At 59.4% G+C, this 18,886-nt stretch carries 17 protein-coding genes; 3 read left to right on the forward strand and 14 right to left on the reverse strand.

Annotated features, from left to right (window positions below; translation table 11 throughout):
- Positions 1 to 208: 208 nt before the first annotated feature.
- Together mutS and fdxA are read left to right on the forward strand one after the other, a co-directional pair.
- A complete protein-coding gene (gene mutS, locus AB4Z35_RS00485) occupies positions 209 to 2,788 on the forward strand; it encodes a DNA mismatch repair protein MutS (protein ID WP_442095658.1) in 2,580 nt (859 codons plus the stop codon).
- A 142-nt stretch (positions 2,789 to 2,930) separates the two neighbouring features.
- Positions 2,931 to 3,254 (forward strand): ferredoxin FdxA, encoded by a 324-nt coding sequence (gene fdxA, locus AB4Z35_RS00490; RefSeq protein WP_108227902.1) that lies wholly within the window; start codon positions 2,931 to 2,933, stop codon positions 3,252 to 3,254.
- Between the two features lie 470 nt (positions 3,255 to 3,724).
- Here fdxA and rpoS read toward each other — a convergent pair whose 3' ends face one another.
- From rpoS to AB4Z35_RS00530, 8 genes are all read right to left on the reverse strand, one after another.
- Positions 3,725 to 4,732, reverse strand: coding sequence for an RNA polymerase sigma factor RpoS (gene rpoS / locus AB4Z35_RS00495; RefSeq protein ID WP_108227903.1), 1,008 nt, complete (start codon positions 4,730 to 4,732; stop codon positions 3,725 to 3,727).
- Between the two features lie 105 nt (positions 4,733 to 4,837).
- Positions 4,838 to 5,695 carry a peptidoglycan DD-metalloendopeptidase family protein gene (locus AB4Z35_RS00500; RefSeq protein WP_442095659.1) on the reverse strand — a complete coding sequence of 286 codons (858 nt, stop codon included), beginning with the start codon at positions 5,693 to 5,695 and terminating at the stop codon, positions 4,838 to 4,840.
- 211 nt (positions 5,696 to 5,906) lie between these two features.
- On the reverse strand, positions 5,907 to 6,542 hold the full coding sequence (locus AB4Z35_RS00505; RefSeq protein ID WP_177323574.1) for a protein-L-isoaspartate(D-aspartate) O-methyltransferase: 636 nt from the start codon (positions 6,540 to 6,542) through the stop codon (positions 5,907 to 5,909).
- A 41-nt stretch (positions 6,543 to 6,583) separates the two neighbouring features.
- Complete coding sequence (gene surE, locus AB4Z35_RS00510) at positions 6,584 to 7,333, reverse strand: 5'/3'-nucleotidase SurE (protein WP_007996928.1); 750 nt, start codon at positions 7,331 to 7,333, stop codon at positions 6,584 to 6,586.
- Complete coding sequence (truD, locus tag AB4Z35_RS00515) at positions 7,321 to 8,379, reverse strand: tRNA pseudouridine(13) synthase TruD (protein ID WP_442095660.1); 1,059 nt, start codon at positions 8,377 to 8,379, stop codon at positions 7,321 to 7,323. Before truD ends, surE begins: the two co-directional genes overlap by 13 nt.
- Positions 8,376 to 8,849, reverse strand: a complete 474-nt coding sequence (gene ispF / locus AB4Z35_RS00520) for a 2-C-methyl-D-erythritol 2,4-cyclodiphosphate synthase (protein WP_442095661.1) — start codon at positions 8,847 to 8,849, stop codon at positions 8,376 to 8,378. The genes truD and ispF overlap by 4 nt, the downstream gene beginning before the upstream one ends.
- A 43-nt stretch (positions 8,850 to 8,892) precedes the next feature.
- Positions 8,893 to 9,738 carry an S-formylglutathione hydrolase gene (fghA, locus tag AB4Z35_RS00525; protein WP_442095662.1) on the reverse strand — a complete coding sequence of 282 codons (846 nt, stop codon included), beginning with the start codon at positions 9,736 to 9,738 and terminating at the stop codon, positions 8,893 to 8,895.
- An 8-nt stretch (positions 9,739 to 9,746) separates the two neighbouring features.
- Positions 9,747 to 10,859 (reverse strand): S-(hydroxymethyl)glutathione dehydrogenase/class III alcohol dehydrogenase, encoded by a 1,113-nt coding sequence (locus AB4Z35_RS00530; protein WP_007996933.1) that lies wholly within the window; start codon positions 10,857 to 10,859, stop codon positions 9,747 to 9,749.
- A gap of 106 nt (positions 10,860 to 10,965) precedes the next feature.
- On the opposite strand from AB4Z35_RS00530, the gene AB4Z35_RS00535 reads away from it, so the two are divergent.
- Positions 10,966 to 11,862, forward strand: coding sequence for a LysR substrate-binding domain-containing protein (locus AB4Z35_RS00535; protein WP_277535141.1), 897 nt, complete (start codon positions 10,966 to 10,968; stop codon positions 11,860 to 11,862).
- A 178-nt stretch (positions 11,863 to 12,040) separates the two neighbouring features.
- Here the strand turns inward: AB4Z35_RS00535 and ispD are convergent, their stop codons facing one another.
- The 6 genes from ispD to tilS form a co-directional block, all read right to left on the reverse strand.
- The gene (gene ispD, locus AB4Z35_RS00540) at positions 12,041 to 12,748 is read right to left on the reverse strand and encodes a 2-C-methyl-D-erythritol 4-phosphate cytidylyltransferase (protein WP_442095663.1); all 708 of its coding nucleotides are present in this window, start codon (positions 12,746 to 12,748) and stop codon (positions 12,041 to 12,043) included.
- Positions 12,745 to 13,023 (reverse strand): cell division protein FtsB, encoded by a 279-nt coding sequence (gene ftsB, locus AB4Z35_RS00545; protein WP_007970710.1) that lies wholly within the window; start codon positions 13,021 to 13,023, stop codon positions 12,745 to 12,747. The genes ispD and ftsB overlap by 4 nt, the downstream gene beginning before the upstream one ends.
- Before the next feature lie 325 nt (positions 13,024 to 13,348).
- A complete protein-coding gene (gene eno / locus AB4Z35_RS00550; RefSeq protein WP_007990244.1) occupies positions 13,349 to 14,638 on the reverse strand; it encodes a phosphopyruvate hydratase in 1,290 nt (429 codons plus the stop codon).
- Positions 14,639 to 14,794: 156 nt separating this feature from the next.
- Positions 14,795 to 15,640, reverse strand: coding sequence for a 3-deoxy-8-phosphooctulonate synthase (kdsA, locus tag AB4Z35_RS00555; protein ID WP_007970708.1), 846 nt, complete (start codon positions 15,638 to 15,640; stop codon positions 14,795 to 14,797).
- A gap of 5 nt (positions 15,641 to 15,645) precedes the next feature.
- Entirely contained in the window at positions 15,646 to 17,277 is a 1,632-nt protein-coding gene (locus AB4Z35_RS00560; protein WP_007996939.1) for a CTP synthase, read from the reverse strand.
- A gap of 274 nt (positions 17,278 to 17,551) precedes the next feature.
- Complete coding sequence (tilS, locus tag AB4Z35_RS00565) at positions 17,552 to 18,880, reverse strand: tRNA lysidine(34) synthetase TilS (protein WP_442095664.1); 1,329 nt, start codon at positions 18,878 to 18,880, stop codon at positions 17,552 to 17,554.
- Positions 18,881 to 18,886: the final 6 nt, after the last annotated feature.

Here is an 18,886-nt window from a genome sequence, read left to right on the forward strand (position 1 = left end):
GCCAGCATAGTGCTTGCTCTTTTCGAAGAAGACAATGCCGATTTGCATAAACGGTGCATAACATGATTTTTGCATCGTAAAAGGTGTCACCCGGCCGTGGTGCCTGCGTCGGGTAGACCGCCCATGGTAACCTTGCGCCCATCGCGGAAAAGCCCGGCCGTTGCCCCGCTTTTGCCCCACCTCTTTCAACGAGCTTCCTGACAATCCGATGAATAAAGCCGTCTCCGACCTGTCCTCCCACACCCCGATGATGCAGCAGTACTGGCGCCTGAAAAACCAGCACCCGGACCAGCTGATGTTCTACCGCATGGGCGACTTCTACGAGATCTTCTATGAAGACGCAAAGAAGGCCGCCAAGTTGCTGGACATCACCCTGACCGCCCGCGGGCAGTCGGCTGGCCAGGCGATTCCGATGTGCGGGATTCCTTACCATGCCGCCGAGGGTTACCTGGCAAAGCTGGTGAAGCTGGGCGAATCGGTGGTGATCTGCGAGCAGGTTGGCGATCCGGCTACCAGTAAAGGGCCTGTGGAGCGTCAGGTCGTGCGCATCATCACGCCGGGAACGGTGAGTGACGAAGCGCTGCTCGATGAACGCAGGGACAACCTGATCGCCGCTGTTCTGGGTGATGAGCGCCTGTTCGGCCTGGCGGTGCTGGACATCACCAGTGGCAACTTCAGTGTGCTGGAAATCAAGGGTTGGGAAAACCTGCTGGCGGAACTGGAGCGGGTCAACCCGGTGGAACTGCTGATCCCGGATGACTGGCCCAAGGATTTGCCGGCGGAAAAACGCCGCGGTGTGCGTCGCCGTGCACCGTGGGATTTCGAACGCGATTCGGCGCTCAAAAGCCTGTGCCAGCAATTCTCGACCCAGGACCTCAAAGGCTTTGGCTGTGAGAATCTGACCCTGGCCATCGGCGCAGCGGGTTGCCTGCTGGCCTACGCCAAGGAAACCCAGCGCACCGCCCTGCCCCATTTGCGCAGCTTGCGCCATGAACGCCTGGACGACACTGTAGTGCTCGATGGCGCCAGCCGTCGCAACCTGGAGCTCGACACCAACCTGGCCGGCGGCCGCGACAACACCCTGCAATCGGTGGTGGACCGTTGCCAGACCGCCATGGGCAGCCGCCTGCTGACCCGCTGGCTGAATCGCCCGTTGCGCGATTTGACGGTGCTGTTGGCGCGTCAGACCTCGATCACTTGCCTGCTCGACGGCTATCGCTTCGAAAGACTGCAACCGCAGCTCAAGGAAATCGGCGACATCGAGCGGATTCTTGCGCGGATCGGCCTGCGCAATGCCCGCCCACGCGACCTCGCCCGCTTGCGTGATGCCCTCGGCGCACTGCCGCAACTGCAAGTGGCAATGACCGAGCTCGAAGCTCCGCACCTCCAGCAACTCGCCACCATCACCAGCACCTACCCGGAACTGGCGGCACTTCTGGAAAAAGCCATCATCGACAACCCGCCTGCGGTCATTCGTGACGGCGGCGTGCTGAAAACCGGTTACGACAGCGAACTCGACGAACTGCAGTCGCTCAGCGAAAACGCCGGACAATTCCTGATCGACCTCGAGGCACGGGAAAAGGCCCGCACCGGCCTGTCTCACCTGAAGGTCGGCTACAACCGCATCCACGGTTACTTCATCGAGCTGCCAAGCAAGCAGGCGGAGTCAGCACCGGCCGACTATGTTCGCCGTCAGACGCTCAAAGGCGCCGAGCGTTTCATTACGCCGGAACTCAAGGCCTTCGAAGACAAGGCATTGTCAGCCAAGAGCCGCGCCCTGGCCCGCGAGAAGATGCTGTACGAAGCACTGCTCGAAGACCTGATCGCCCAGCTGCCACCCTTGCAGGACACAGCCGGCGCCCTGGCCGAGCTGGACGTCTTGAGCAACCTGGCCGAACGTGCGCTGAACCTCGACCTGAACTGCCCACGCTTCGTCAGCGAACCGTGCATGCGCATCAGCCAGGGTCGTCACCCGGTGGTCGAACAAGTGCTGACCACGCCGTTCGTGGCCAACGACCTGAGCCTGGACGACAACACCCGCATGCTGGTGATCACCGGTCCCAACATGGGCGGTAAATCCACCTACATGCGTCAGACCGCCTTGATCGTGCTCCTGGCGCACATCGGCAGCTTCGTACCGGCAGCCAGTTGCGAACTGTCGCTGGTCGACCGCATCTTCACCCGGATCGGCTCCAGCGATGACCTGGCCGGCGGGCGTTCGACCTTCATGGTGGAAATGAGCGAAACCGCGAACATCCTGCACAACGCCACAGAGCGCAGCCTGGTGCTGATGGACGAAGTCGGGCGCGGCACCAGCACCTTCGACGGTCTGTCCCTGGCATGGGCGGCGGCCGAGCGCCTGGCGCATCTGCGCGCCTACACACTGTTCGCCACCCATTACTTTGAACTGACCGTCCTGCCGGAAGCCCAGCCGCTGGTGGCCAACGTGCACCTCAATGCCACCGAGCACAATGAACGCATCGTGTTCCTGCACCACGTGCTGCCTGGGCCGGCCAGCCAGAGTTATGGCCTGGCCGTTGCGCAGCTGGCGGGCGTGCCGAGCGAAGTCATCACGCGTGCTCGCGAGCATTTGAGCCGCCTGGAGGACACTGCCCTGCCCCATGAGACGCCTGCACCGGCCAAAGGTAAACCGGCCGCGCCGCTGCAAAGCGACCTGTTTGCCAGCCTGCCGCATCCGGTGCTGGATGAACTGGCCAAGCTCGATCTGGACGACATGACGCCGCGCCGTGCTCTCGAAATGCTCTATACACTAAAGACACGGATCTAACGCAGCGGCTTGCAAGCTGTTAGAATCTCGCGCGGTTTGGGATGCTGCTGGCTAATAGCCTGGCCAGCAGACTATCGCTCCCGAACCTGGCGACCCCTACGAGAAGGGGCGCAGCAAGCCGCGCCTGAGGAGAAAATTAGAAATGACCTTCGTCGTCACCGACAACTGCATCAAGTGCAAGTACACCGACTGCGTAGAAGTCTGTCCGGTGGACTGCTTTTACGAAGGCCCGAATTTCCTGGTGATCCACCCGGATGAGTGCATCGATTGCGCGCTGTGCGAACCTGAATGCCCTGCTGTGGCAATCTTCTCCGAAGATGAGGTTCCGGCCGGCATGGAGAACTTCATCGAGCTGAACGCAGAGCTGGCCGATATCTGGCCAAACATCACCGAACGTAAAGACCCTTTGCCCGATTCCGCAGAATGGGACGGCAAGACAGGCAAGATCGAACACCTCGAACGCTGATTACCCCCGCGTTCCCTAAAAAGGCCCCACAAGGGCCTTTTTGCTTTTCTGCAGGCAAAAAAAGGGGCGGTTTGACCCGCCCACATTTTTTCCCTATTCCCTGTGTTCCTTTTCATCGTCCTGATGAATCGCGTCCTGCGATATCCATATCCCTCATCCTTGAAGGACGTGCCTGTCCGTCGACACAACCTGAATATTAGAGTTTTCCCCTCCGGGATCAATCGCCCCTTGGCGCGAATTCCAACTGTCACACGCCATTAATAATAAAAATAGTTATATAAATCAAAAAGATAAAGCCACGAAGCGCTTAGCATGGACGACTGCCAGGGTGTAAAAATAACGAACACTTACGCAAGAGTAAGCCCAGGCTTACAGTACGGAACCAAAATTCCGAGGGGACTCGGCTTCCTGGCCAGGCATTAAAAAACCCCGAGCCAGTCGGGGTTTTTTATGCCATCGCAGTGAGTGCCTTACTGGAACAGCGACTCGCTCGACAGACCATTTTTTTCCAGGATCTCGCGCAACCGCTTCAAGCCTTCCACCTGAATCTGTCTGACCCGCTCCCGGGTCAGGCCGATTTCCAGGCCTACGTCTTCAAGGGTGCTGCTTTCATGACCGCGCAGGCCGAAGCGGCGTACTACCACCTCGCGTTGCTTGTCGGTCAGTTCCGAGAGCCATTGATCGATGCTCTGGGACAGGTCGTCGTCCTGCAACAGTTCGCATGGATCGGTTGGACGGTCGTCAGTCAGGGTATCAAGCAGGGTTTTATCCGAGTCCGGACCCAGCGAGACGTCGACCGAAGAAACCCGCTCGTTAAGGCCGAGCATACGCTTGACCTCTCCTACCGGCTTTTCCAGCAGGTTGGCGATTTCTTCGGGTGAGGGTTCATGGTCGAGTTTTTGCGTCAGCTCCCGCGCAGCCCGCAGGTACACATTCAGCTCTTTGACCACATGGATCGGCAACCGGATGGTCCGGGTCTGATTCATGATTGCGCGTTCGATGGTCTGGCGAATCCACCAGGTCGCGTAGGTCGAGAAGCGGAAACCGCGTTCCGGATCGAACTTCTCCACCGCCCGGATCAAGCCGAGGTTGCCCTCTTCGATCAGGTCCAGCAACGACAGCCCACGATTGACGTAGCGTCGGGCGATTTTCACTACCAGCCGCAGGTTGCTTTCAATCATGCGCTTGCGCCCGGCCGGATCGCCACTTTGCGACAGGCGCGCAAAATGAACTTCTTCTTCGGGTGACAGCAGGGGGGAGAAACCAATTTCATTGAGATACAGCTGCGTGGCATCAAGTGCCCGCGTGTAGTCAATGTACTTGTGTTGTTTCAACGATGTGGAGTGTTTGGATTTGGCACGAACGGAAGGTGGAGCCGCCCCTTCATCATTCGACATCGAATCCATATCGATGCTGCTCTCCATCAGGAGAACCTCATCGTCGATGTCAAACTCCGGCACTTCTTTACTGAGAGCCATTGTTATAGTCCTTTGGTGAGTTCGACCTCAAGCCCAAGCGGCGCCTTGATCCCTGGCAACGCTGGAGCCTGTCCCCTCTACGCAACGGAACAGGCTGGTAAGCGATCAACGACGTGGCAGGAATTGCAGCGGATCTACAGGTTTACCTTGGCGGCGAATCTCAAAATGCAGTTTCACCCGGTCTGTACCCGTTGACCCCATTTCGGCAATTGTCTGTCCGACCTTGACCTGCTGCCCCTCCCGAACCAACAGCCTGCGGTTATGTCCGTAGGCACTGACGTAGGTTTCACTGTGCTTGATGATCACTAATTCGCCGTAGCCCCTTAAGCCACTCCCGGCGTACACCACCGTCCCATCAGACGCAGCTAAAACAGGCTGTCCCAAATCTCCGGCGATATCAATTCCTTTATTCAAACTACCGTTTGAAGAGAATTTCCCGATCAGAATGCCATCAGATGGCCATCCCCAGCCGGTCGGGGCTGGCCCGGGAGGGGGCAACGGAGCGGGTGCAGGCTTGTTCGCGACGGACGGTACAACCGTCGTTGTGCTGGTGGTCGTACCGTTTGCCGAACGACGGATGACCGTGGTTTTACTCGAAGACGAAGGCGTTGAACTGGACGAACTGACCACCGCCGTCGACGTTGAATCGCTACGACCATCAAAGCGAATCGTCTGACCCGGATGGATGGTGTAAGGCGCAGCAATGTTGTTACGTGCCGCCAGGGCCTTGTAGTCCCAACCGTAACGGAAGGCGATGGAGAACAAGGTGTCCTTGGGACGAACGACGTATTGTCCCGTGGTCACGGCCGGACGCTGGGCCGCGGCATTGTTGCGGTCCACGACACGTACATCGCTGGATTTGTTGCTGGAACAACCGACCAGCAAGGTGCTCAAGACAAGGCCAGTCACCAGGCGCTGAAAGCTCGTTTTACCCATACGCTGCGCTATGACTGTGAGACTCACCCGCCGCTCCCTTTGTGGTGGCTGAAAATGTGAAATACCGGAGTCCGGCATGAACTGTCGCAAGTATAACGGGCCGTGCACGCTTTACCTTTAATGCGGCGAATCGGTGTCGCGCACACGTTTGCTGTCTGACGATGAATCCCGTTCAAACGAACGATGCCGCTGTAAGACAAAGGCAATCGAAGAGAATTCAGCGCGCCGAAACAAATGCTCAGGCCAGTGGCCCGTTGAGCAATGGCACGAAGCGCACAGCCCCCAGGACATGCCTGGAAAAACCTTGTTCCTCGCGGATGATCAGCATCAATTGCTGGACTTCGCCGGACCCGACCGGGATCACCATTCGCCCTCCCGGTGCCAACTGATCAAGCAATGCCTGGGGCACATCCGTCGCCACTGCAGTGACGATAATCCCGTTGTACGGCGCCAGTGCCGGCCAGCCTTCCCAGCCATCGCCCCAGCGGAACACCACGTTGCGCAGGTTCAGTTCGACCAGACGTTCCTTTGCCCGATCCTGCAGAACCTTGATGCGCTCGACCGAGAACACACGCTCGACCAGTTGCGACAACACCGCCGTCTGATAACCCGACCCGGTGCCGATCTCCAGCACCTTGTCGAGGGGACCGGCCTCCAGCAGCAGCTCGCTCATGCGCGCCACCATATAAGGCTGGGAGATGGTCTGGTTATTACCAATCGGCAGCGCGGTGTCTTCATAGGCACGGTGCGCCAGCGCTTCGTCGACGAACAGGTGGCGCGGGGTCCGGCGAATGACCTCCAGCACCCTGGCGTTGGAAATGCCTTCCTCGTACAGGCGCTGGATGAGCCGCTCCCGGGTTCGCTGGGAGGTCATGCCGATGCCGCGACGCAGCATATCGTCTTGTTCGCGAGTCATTAGCGCAGCCCCTCCAGCCAGCCGTCCAGACTTCTGAAGGCATCATTGAACGTGCGATCGAGTTGCAACGGCGTGATCGAAACATACCCCTGCATCACCGCATGGAAATCGGTACCCGGGCCACCATCTTCGGCATCCCCGGCCGCCGCGATCCAGTAACCGGACTTGCCCCGCGGATCCACCACTTTCATCGGTGCCGCGGCACGGGCGCGATGGCCCAGGCGAGTCAACTGGATACCGCGGATACGGTCCAGCGGCAAATTGGGAATGTTCACGTTCAGTACCGTACGCGGTGGCAGATCCAGGTCAGCGTGGGCTTCGACCAGTTTGCGCGCGAAATAGGCAGCTGTGGGAAGGTTCTCTACCTGGCGTGAGACCAGCGAAAAGGCAAACGAGGGGTGTTTCAGGAAACGCCCCTCAAGGGCCGCCGCCACCGTACCGGAATACAGGACATCGTCCCCCAGGTTCGCGCCCAGGTTGATCCCGGAAACCACCATGTCCGCTTCGCGCTCCAGCAGTCCATTGAGGCCCAGGTGCACGCAATCGGTGGGCGTGCCATTGAGGCTGATAAAGCCGTTGGCCAGGGTTTGCGGGTGCAACGGACGGTCGAGCGTCAGCGAACTGCTGGCGCCGCTTTTGTCCTGGTCCGGGGCGATAACCACGCATTCGGTGTAATCCGCCAGCGCAGCATAAAGCGCGGCGAGACCGGGTGCGGTTACCCCATCGTCGTTAGAAATCAGAATACGCATGGGCTGTCCGTCTGCCCCACCGGCACCAGATCGACAAGCTCACGCACCAATACGGTGGCGAAGCATCCGGCCGGCAGGACGAATTCCAGTTGCAGAATGTCAGGCTCGGGATAATGCCACGTCAACCCGCCAATGGGCAGCCGCAGGATGCGACGTTCGTGGCTCATACCGGCGTTGATCAACCAATCACGCAAATCCGCTTCGCGTGCGGCGATGGCCTGCTCCAGTTCATGGACAACGCCCGTGGCCGGCGAGTCACCTTCGCCCCACTGCGGACCGGTCGGGTGCAGATCGAGAATCGCCAGGCGCGGGTCGCTGCACTCAGCCTCACCGGCCGGGAAAAAGCTGCGACTGTCGGTGAACGCCAGCAGATCACCCACCTGGGCACGCTGCCAGGTGCCATCGGCGACACGGGCGGCCAGCACCTGATTGAACAGAAAACTGCGCGCCGTGGAGAGCAGTCGCGAGCGCACGTTGCGCTGCTCTGGCAAGGCCTTGCGCGCGGCCCAGGCGCGAGCATCGACCAGGTTACCGCCGTCATGGCCGAAACGCTGAGCGCCGAAATAATTGGGGATGCCTTGCTTGGCGATCAGCTGCAGACGCTCTTCAAGCGCAGACTTGTCGCCGGCGAACTGAGTCAGGCGCAACGTAAAACCATTGGCCGAGTGCGCACCGCGTTGCAGTTTGCGCTTGTGGCGGGCGGTCTTGAGGATCTTCAGCGTATCGTTTTCCGCGGCTGACAGATCAGGGTCGGCCTTGCCCGGCAATTGCACGCTGAACCACTGGCGAGTCAACGCCTGACGGTCCTTGAGCCCGGCATAACTGACAGTGCGCAATGGCACGCCCGCAGCCTTGGCAATCCGCCTCGCAGCTTCTTCAGTATTCAGGCCGCGCTTTTCCACCCAGATCCACAGGTGTTCGCCTTCGCCACTCAGTGGGATGTCGAGCACTTCATCAACCTGGAAATCTTCCGCGATCGCTTTCAGGACCGCCGTGCCGAGGGTCTCACCGTAAGCCCGCGGGCCGAGCAATTGCAGTTCGTTCATGCGCGCAGCAACAAGGCAACGGAGTGCACGGCAATGCCTTCTTCGCGACCGACAAAGCCGAGCTTTTCGGTGGTGGTAGCTTTCACGTTCACTTGATCCAACTCTACTTGAAGATCCGCGGCAATCAGCGCGCGCATCGATTCGACATGCGGGGCCATTTTCGGCGCCTGAGCGACGATGGTGTTATCGACGTTGCCGACTTTCCAGCCTTTGGCGTGGACCAGTGCGACGACGTGACGCAACAGCGCGCGGCTGTCGGCGCCCTTGAATTGCGGGTCGGTATCCGGGAAATGCTTGCCGATGTCGCCCAGCGCCGCGGCGCCGAGCAAGGCATCGCTCAAGGCGTGCAAGAGGACGTCACCGTCAGAGTGAGCGAGCAATCCGAAGCTGTGTGCAATGCGCACACCGCCCAGAGTGATGAAATCGCCTTCAGCGAAACGGTGCACATCATAGCCGTGGCCAATACGCATAAAAAAACGCCCCGATTTTTGTCAGGGCGTGATTCTACCTGCATTAGCCAACCAGAGCATGCGCGTGATGCCGCAAGTGCTCATCGATGAAACTGGCGATGAAGAAATAGCTGTGGTCATAGCCGGGCTGCAGGCGCAACTTCAGCGGGTGACCGGCCAGTTTGGCCGCCTGCTGCAAGGCTTCCGGCTTGAGCTGGTTGGCGAGGAAATCGTCGCGATCGCCCTGGTCGACCAACAGCGGCAGCTTTTCATCAGCCTCGGCAATCAACGCACAGGCATCCCATTCGCGCCATTTCGAACGGTCTTCTCCCAGATAGCGGGAAAAGGCTTTCTGCCCCCACGGGCAATCCATCGGATTGTTGATTGGCGAGAACGCCGATACCGACCGATAACGCCCCGGATTGCGCAAAGCGCAGACCAGCGCGCCGTGGCCACCCATGGAATGGCCGCTGATGCCGCGTCTGTCCGAGGCCGGGAAATGGGCTTCGACCAATGCCGGCAATTCCTGCACGACATAGTCATGCATCCGATAGTGGCGCGACCACGGCTCCTGGGTGGCATTCAGGTAAAACCCGGCGCCGAGGCCGAAGTCCCAGGCGCCATCCGGATCGCCAGGCACATCAGGACCGCGAGGGCTGGTGTCCGGCGCGACGATGATCAGCCCCAACTCGGCGGCCATGCGCATGGCACCGGCCTTTTGCATGAAGTTCTCGTCGGTGCAGGTCAGGCCGGACAACCAGTACAACACCGGCAGCTTGCCGCCCTGCTCCGCCTGCGGCGGCAGGTACACGGCGAACACCATGTCGCAGCCGAGCACTTCCGAGCGATGGCGATAACGCTTGTGCCAGCCGCCAAAACTTTTCTGGCAAGAGATGTTTTCCAGGCTCATGTCCGACCTCAGAAATGAATGACGGAACGGATGCTTTTTCCTTCATGCATCAGGTCAAACGCCTTGTTGATATCTTCCAGGCCCATGGTGTGGGTGATGAAGGTATCCAAAGGGATTTCGCCGGTCTCGGCCATTTCCACATAGCTCGGCAATTCGGTACGGCCACGCACGCCGCCGAACGCCGAACCACGCCAGACTCGGCCGGTGACCAACTGGAACGGACGGGTCGCGATCTCCTGGCCGGCACCGGCAACACCGATGATGACCGACTCGCCCCACCCCTTGTGGCAGCACTCCAGCGCCGCACGCATCAGTTGCACGTTGCCGATGCACTCGAAGGAAAAATCGACGCCGCCATCGGTCATGTCGACGATGACTTCCTGGATCGGGCGATCGAAGTCTTTCGGGTTCACGCAGTCGGTTGCACCCAGCTGTTTGGCGATCTCGAATTTCGCCGGGTTGATGTCGATGGCGATGATCCGCGCAGCCTTGGCTTTCACTGCGCCGATGACAGCGGACAAACCAATGCCGCCGAGGCCGAAAATGGCCACGGTATCACCCGGCTTCACCTTGGCTGTATTGAGCACCGCGCCGATGCCGGTGGTGACACCACAGCCCAGCAGGCAGACTTTTTCCAGTGGCGCTTGCTTGTCGATTTTCGCCACGGAGATTTCCGGAAGCACGGTGTACTCGGAAAACGTGGAAGTGCCCATGTAGTGGAAAATCGGCTGACCCTTGTAGGAAAAACGAGTCGTGCCGTCCGGCATCAGACCTTTGCCCTGGGTCGCGCGAATCGCCTGGCAGAGGTTGGTTTTACCAGACAGGCAGAATTTGCACTGACGGCATTCCGGGGTGTACAGCGGGATCACATGGTCGCCGACCGCGACAGAGGTCACGCCCTCGCCTACCGCTTCAACAATCGCCCCACCTTCGTGACCGAGGATCGACGGGAAGATGCCTTCCGGATCAGCGCCGGACAAGGTGTAGGCATCGGTATGGCAGACACCGGAGGCCACCACGCGCAGCAACACTTCGCCGGCCTTGGGCATGGCGACATCGACTTCAACGATCTCCAGAGGTTTCTTGGCCTCGAAGGCAACGGCGGCGCGCGACTTGATCATGGGATTCTCCAGTGAATAAAAACGAGTAAGTGAGTGTAATACACGGCCACAAGATGAATAATCGAGACAAATGCAAAATATTATTGCCACACAGGGATAATCCCCAATGTCCGAAAACCGCTGGGAAGGCATAGACGAATTCGTCGCCGTCGCCGAATACAGCCAGTTCACCGCGGCTGCGGAACGCCTGGGCGTTTCCTCCTCCCACGTCAGCCGACAAATCGTCCGCCTTGAAGAGCGCCTGCAAACCCGTTTGCTCTACCGCAGTACCCGCCGGGTCACGCTGACCGAAGCCGGACAAACCTTCCTGCAACATTGTCAGCGCTTGCAGGATGGGCGGGAAGAAGCATTGCGAGCGGTCGGCGACTTGACCAGCGAACCCAAGGGCATGCTGCGCATGACCTGTGCCGTGGCTTATGGCGAACGCTTCATCGTGCCGCTGGTGACACGTTTCATGGGGCTGTATCCGCAACTACGCATCGATATCGAACTGACCAACCGGCAACTCGACCTGGTGCACGATGGCCTCGATCTGGCAATCCGCCTCGGGCGTTTGCAGGATTCACGATTGGTAGCTACCCGCCTTGCGCCACGACGGATGTTTCTCTGCGCCTCGCCGTCCTACCTTGAACGTTATGGTCGACCGCACAGCCTGTCGGAACTCAGCCGTCACAACTGCCTCATCGGCAGCTCGGACCTCTGGCAACTGGAGCAGAACGGGCGGGAATTTTCGCAACGGGTGCAGGGAAACTGGCGTTGCAACAGTGGGCAAGCGGTACTGGACGCCGCGCTACAAGGCGTAGGACTGTGTCAGCTACCGGACTATTACGTGCTGGAACATTTGAAGAGCGGCGCGTTGATTTCGTTGCTGGAAGCGCATCAACCGCCGAATACCGCCGTTTGGGCGTTGTACCCGCAGCAGCGGCATTTGTCGCCAAAAGTGAGAAAACTGGTGGACTACCTGAAGGAAGGGTTGGCCGAACGGCCGGAATATCGAAGCTAGGCGTTTGCCGGCGTGTCAGAACGATATCGGTCATCTGTACTACCGCTATCGTCGGAACGCCGCCCGGAACAAGCTCGCTCCCACAGGGTTTACTGGCGTTCACAAGATTTGTGCTCGACCCCGCTCGCTGTGGGAGCGAGCTTGCTCGCGATTGGAGGCGACGCAGAAACAAAGTCAATCAGCGGCGATTGGCCCAACGCTGACGCAACCACTCAAGGTCTTCAGGACGCGTAACCTTGAGGTTGTCGGACCGCCCTTCGATCAGGCGTGGTGCCGAGCCGGCCCACTCCATCGCCGAAGCTTCATCAGTAACAACGGCATCGGCCACCAGACTGTCCGCCAGTGCGCGATGCAATGCACCAAGGCGGAACATCTGCGGCGTGTAGGCTTGCCAGATCACACTGCGATCCACGGTTTCGACCACACGACCGTGCTTGTCGACTCGCTTGAGCGTGTCCCGCGCCGGCACCGCGAGCAGTCCGCCTACAGGATCGTCAGCCAGCTCAGCCAGCAGCTTGTCCAGATCGTCGCGACTGAGGTTTGGCCGTGCGGCATCGTGAACCAGTACCCAATCCTCATCATCAGCGCCCTGTGCGTGCAAATGCAGCAGCGCATTGAGCACCGACCCGGAGCGCTCGGCGCCGCCCTCGACCCGGACAATACGCGGATCAGCAGCACACGCCAGGTTCGGCCAATAAGGATCATCAACAGCAAGACTGACCACCAGGCCTTTCAGGCAAGGATGATCAAGGAAACAGCCGAGGCTGTGTTCGAGAATAGTGCGCCCGCCCAGTTGCAAGTATTGCTTGGGACGGTCCGCGGCCATACGGGCACCGACGCCCGCGGCAGGAATCACGGCCCAGAAGGCCGGTAACGTCTGGTTCATTGCGCCAACTGGTAAAGGGTTTCACCGTCCTTGACCATGCCCAGCTCATGGCGAGCCCGTTCTTCAACGGTCTCCATGCCCTTTTTCAACTCACTGACTTCGGCGTCCATTACCCGGTTGCGCTCCAGCAATGCCTGGTTCTCAGCTTGCTGATCCGCAATCTGCTGCGTCAACTCGGCCACTTGCGCCAGACTGCCATTTCCCACCCACAGGCGGTACTGCAGGCCAGCCAGCAACAAAAGCAGAATGAGGAACAACCAATTGGGACTGCGCATCGAATATCAGGTATCCAGTGAAAAAAGACAGCCATGCCAAACGTGAAGCTTCTGATAGCACGAAGCCTGGAAGAACCAGGCTTGTGCTTATAAGGCATCAGATTAGTGGCAAAAACGTCGCTGTAGCGATTTTTCCGACACAATCCGGTGTCTTTTTACCATTCGGTGCCTTGCCTTACCAATACGATCCTTTTTGACGAGTGGCTGTTGTCGTCAGACAAGGCGCCGCGACGAGTCATAGCTGGCTATGGCGAGGAGCGGCAACACAGTATGACGGCAACAGACACCGTCAAAAATGAGCAGTATTGGTGAGGCAGGGCACCTATTAACCGCGGAACTCGCTGCGACCGTTGTACTTGGCTTTGCCGTTCAACTGCTCTTCGATACGCAGCAGTTGGTTGTACTTGGAAACACGGTCGGAACGGCACAGGGAGCCGGTCTTGATCTGGCCAGCCGAGGTGCCCACGGCCAGGTCGGCAATGGTCGAATCTTCGGTTTCGCCGGAGCGGTGCGAGATCACGGCGGTGTAACCGGCAGCCTTGGCCATCTGGATGGCTTCCAGGGTTTCGGTCAGGGTGCCGATCTGGTTGAACTTGATCAGGATCGAGTTGGCGATCTTTTTGTCGATGCCTTCTTTCAGGATCTTGGTGTTGGTTACGAACAGGTCGTCGCCTACCAGTTGGGTCTTCTCGCCGATCTTGTCGGTGAGGATTTTCCAGCCAGCCCAGTCGGACTCGTCCAGGCCATCTTCGATGGAGATGATCGGGTAACGCTCGGTCAGGCCTTTGAGGTAGTCAGCGAAACCTTCGGCGGTGAACACCTGGCCTTCACCGGACAGGTTGTATTTGCCGTCTTCGTAGAATTCGCTGGCAGCGCAGTCCAGAGCCAGGGTCACGTCAGTGCCCAGCTTGTAACCAGCGTTGGCCACGGCTTCGGAGATCACTTTCAAAGCGTCTTCGTTGGAAGCCAGGTTCGGAGCGAAACCACCTTCGTCACCGACGGCAGTGCTCAGGCCACGGGCCTTCAGCACGGCTTTGAGGTGGTGGAAAATCTCGGTGCCCATGCGCAGACCTTCCGAGAAAGACTTGGCGCCAACTGGCTGAACCATGAATTCCTGGATGTCGACGTTGTTATCGGCGTGCTCGCCGCCGTTGATGATGTTCATCATCGGAACCGGCATCGAGTAGACACCCGGGGTGCCGTTCAGGTTGGCGATGTGAGCGTACAGCGGCAGGTCCTGGTCCTGTGCTGCGGCCTTGGCTGCAGCCAGGGAAACGGCGAGGATCGCGTTGGCGCCCAGGGAACCTTTGTTTTCAGTACCGTCGAGCTTGATCATTGCCAGATCGAGCGCTTTCTGGTCGCTTGGGTCCATGCCTTTCAACAGGTCTTTGATTGGACCGTTGATGTTGGCTACGGCCTTCAGAACACCCTTGCCCAGGTAACGGCTCTTGTCGCCATCACGCAGCTCGAGCGCTTCACGCGAGCCAGTGGAAGCACCGGACGGCGCGCAGGCGCTGCCGATGATGCCGTTATCGAGAAGCACATCCGCTTCCACGGTGGGATTGCCACGGGAGTCGAGAACTTCACGACCTTTGATGTCGACGATTTTAGCCATTGTTGTAAACACTCCAAAGTTGACGAAAACGACGCAGCTGTAGGAAATCTTTGATCGTCGGCAAGTGAGGTGCAGCGGGCAGTCTTGCAGACGACAAGGCTCAGGCCCGAGGGCCTGAGCGTTAAATCGTGCGGTACTTTACCGGAGAATTGAGGATTACGCGGTTTCTACCGTCGGAAAACTCTTCACCAGTTCGTCCAAAGCTTTGAGCTGGGCCAGGAATGGCTCCAGTTTGTCCAGGCGCAAGGCGCAAGGACCGTCGCATTTGGCGTTGTCCGGATCCGGGTGGGCCTCCAGGAACAGGCCGGCCAGCGACTGACTCATGCCGGCCTTCGCCAGGTCGGTGACCTGGGCGCGACGACCGCCAGCGGAATCGGAACGACCACCAGGCATTTGCAGCGCGTGGGTCACGTCGAAGAACACCGGGTATTCGAACTGCTTCATGATGCCGAAGCCAAGCATGTCGACGACCAGGTTGTTGTAGCCGAAGCTCGAACCACGCTCGCAGAGGATCAACTGATCGTTACCCGCTTCCACACACTTGTTCAAGATGTGTTTCATTTCCTGAGGCGCGAGGAACTGGGCTTTCTTGATGTTGATCACGGCACCCGTTTTGGCCATCGCGACCACGAGGTCGGTCTGGCGCGACAGGAAGGCCGGCAACTGGATGATGTCGCAGACTTCAGCGACGACAGCGGCCTGGTCAGGCTCGTGAACGTCGGTGATGACCGGCACGCCGAAGGCTTGCTTGATGTCCTGGAAGATGCGCATGCCTTCTTCCAGGCCAGGACCACGATAGGAGGTCACAGAAGACCGGTTGGCTTTGTCGAAACTGGCCTTGAACACGTAGGGGATACCGAGCTTTTCGGTGACCTTCACATACTCTTCGCAAACCTGCATGGCCATGTCACGGCTTTCCAGCACGTTCATGCCGCCGAACAGCACCATGGGTTTGTCGTTGGCAATCTCGATGTCGCCGACGCGGATGATCTTCTGTGCCATCGGGGTTACGCCTTCTTCTGGTGTTGAGCCAACGCGGCCTTGACGAAACCGCTGAACAGCGGGTGACCGTCGCGTGGCGTCGAGGTGAACTCAGGGTGGAACTGGCAAGCGACGAACCATGGGTGATCCGGTGCTTCAACCACCTCAACCAGTGCGCCATCCCCGGAACGACCGGAGATTTTCAAACCGGCTTCCATGATTTGCGGCAGCAGGTTGTTGTTCACTTCGTAGCGATGACGATGACGCTCGACAATCACGTCCTTGCCATAGCAACCGTGGACCAGGGAACCCGGCTCCAGCAGGCAATCCTGAGCGCCGAGACGCATGGTGCCGCCCAGATCGGAGGCTTCGGTACGGATTTCGACCGCGCCGGTGGCATCTTCCCACTCGGTGATCAGACCCACTACCGGGTGACCGCTTGCACGATCGAACTCGGTGGAGTTGGCGTCTTTCCAGCCCATCACGTTACGGGCGAACTCGATAACGGCCACTTGCATGCCCAGGCAGATACCCAGGTACGGAACCTTGTTTTCGCGAGCGTATTGAACGGCAGTGATCTTGCCTTCGACACCACGCAGACCGAAGCCGCCAGGCACCAGGATTGCGTCGACGCCTTCCAGCAGCGCGGTGCCCTGGTTCTCGATGTCTTCGGAATCGATGTAGCGCAGGTTGACCTTGGTACGGTTGCTGATGCCGGCGTGACTCATCGCTTCGATCAGCGACTTGTAGGCGTCCAGCAGCTCCATGTACTTGCCGACCATGGCGATGGTGACTTCGTGCTCGGGGTTGAGCTTGGCGTCGACCACGGCTTCCCACTCGGACAGATCGGCACCACCGCATTGCAGGCCGAAACGCTCGACGACGAAATCGTCCAGGCCCTGAGAATGCAGAATGCCCGGGATCTTGTAGATGGTGTCAGCGTCTTCCAGGGCGATCACCGCACGCTCTTCAACGTTGGTGAACTGCGCGATCTTGCGACGGGACGACACGTCGATCGGGTGGTCGGAGCGGCAGACCAGCACGTCTGGTTGCAGGCCGATGGAACGCAGTTCCTTCACCGAGTGCTGGGTTGGCTTGGTTTTGGTTTCGCCGGCAGTGGCGATGTACGGCACCAGTGTCAGGTGCATCAGCATCGCACGCTTGGCGCCGACTTCGAAACGCAGTTGGCGGATCGCCTCGAGGAACGGTTGCGACTCGATGTCACCCACGGTGCCACCGATCTCGACCATTGCCACGTCAGCGTCGCCAGCACCCTTGATGATGCGGCGCTTGATTTCGTCGGTGATGTGCGGAATCACCTGGATGGTTGCACCCAGGTAGTCACCACGGCGCTCTTTGCGCAGGACGTGTTCGTAGACACGGCCGGTGGTGAAGTTGTTGTTCTGGGTCATGGTCGTGCGGATGAACCGCTCGTAGTGACCCAGGTCCAGGTCGGTCTCGGCGCCGTCGTGTGTGACGAACACTTCACCGTGCTGGAACGGGCTCATGGTGCCCGGGTCGACGTTGATGTACGGGTCCAGCTTCAGCATGGTGACCTTAAGTCCCCGCGCCTCCAGGATGGCCGCCAATGATGCCGATGCAATGCCTTTCCCCAATGAAGAAACAACACCGCCCGTGACGAATATGTAGCGCGTCATGAAAAACCCTAGAAGTCTGCGTTAAAGCGGTCCGAGCCGCCGGGGAAAGCGAAGGAAGGCCGAAGCCCCCGATCACCTGCATTAATCACAGTGCACCTTTCAAAAAAACCGCCGCGTTGGGACAGACCGGAAAATGAATCACCGGTTCGTTGCTCGCTACACATTTTTTGGAATCGCCCAGCAAAGACTGCTTGGTAATCGGCAACTCCTGCAATTCAGGCGAATCCACAGAAGTTGTATCAAGAAGGGAGCGTAGTCTACCGGAAAGCCCCTTTCAGCTCAAACCTTGATCTTCGTTCAGTGGCTGCCAATGCAAATGCCAGTCGCCGATCGCATCGCCATCGAGTCCCTTGAGGTTCGCTACCGCCAGCAATTGCCCGTCTTTGTAGAGCAGCGGCAATCTGCCGCGCACGAAGGACGGTACACCGCTTTCATTGAGCAAACGTTTCAGGTCCCGATGGCCGCGGCCTGGCAAAGCCATGACCTCTCCCCCCTCACGATAGCGGATCTGTAACGGGCCGTCGGGGATCTGCCCGGTGAGCGAAAGCACGCCGTTATCCGCAATTGCCAGCGGTGAAGCCGGATCCCGCCACGCCCCGGCGGCGGGCAGAGGGCGCAACCAGCGGCCGGACAGCCACCAGACCCGCCCGCCCGCCCGATGCAGTTCGCCATCGGCCAGCCGCCATACCGGGCAGGCATCGCCGGTGGCGTCGCGCAAATTCGCCCAACCCGACCAATGGTCAGTGTCCGGCAGGCGGGTCAGCGGCTCGAGCCAATGACTCAAGGCATTGCGCTGCCGGGCATCAGAGAGTTGCGCAAGCGGCGCCAGTTCAAGGGACCGCAATCCCAGCCAGTCGAATTCACTGACAGAACTGGCCTCACGTAAATCCATTTCGGCCAGCTCTTCGAGCAACCCCTGCGCTTCAGTCAAATGCGCCGCGCTGCGGGCCATGGTCGCCACCGCTTGTGGCCAGCGCTGAGCCAGCACGGGCAAGACTTGATGGCGCAGGTAGTTGCGCGAGTACTGCCGATCTTCGTTTGAAGGATCTTCGATCCAGCTCAAGCCATGCTCGTCGGCATAGGCCTCCAGTTCAGCCCGCGTGACATCAAGCAATGGCCGCAGCAGATGGCCCTTGCCCAACGGGCGCTGACGCGGCATACCCGACAGCCCGCGTACGCCCGCTCCGCGCAACAATCGAAACAGCAGGGTTTCCGCCTGATCGTCGCGGTGCTGGGCTGTCAGCAGCACGTCACCGGGCCTGGTCACTTCGGTGAACGCGTGATAACGCGCGTCCCGCGCCGCACGCTCCAGACTGGCACCGGGCTGCACCTGCACCCGAACGATCTGCAACGGGACGCCCAGCGCAGCGCACACAGAACGACAATGTTCCGGCCACGCATCGGCCACAGCTTGAAGGCCGTGATGAACATGGATGGCGCTCAGCGCCGGCAGGGATTCGGTTTTTGCGAGATGTGCGAGGAGGTGCAGCAGGACGGTGGAGTCCAGGCCGCCGGAGAGGGCGATGCGCCAAGCCGGAGCGTTACGCCACGGTTTCAGATTCAGCAAAAGCCTGGAAGGCAAGTCAATCGCGGGCCGATCCATATCTTT

This window comes from Pseudomonas sp. KB_15 (genome assembly GCF_052114525.1).
Taxonomy (GTDB): domain Bacteria; phylum Pseudomonadota; class Gammaproteobacteria; order Pseudomonadales; family Pseudomonadaceae; genus Aquipseudomonas.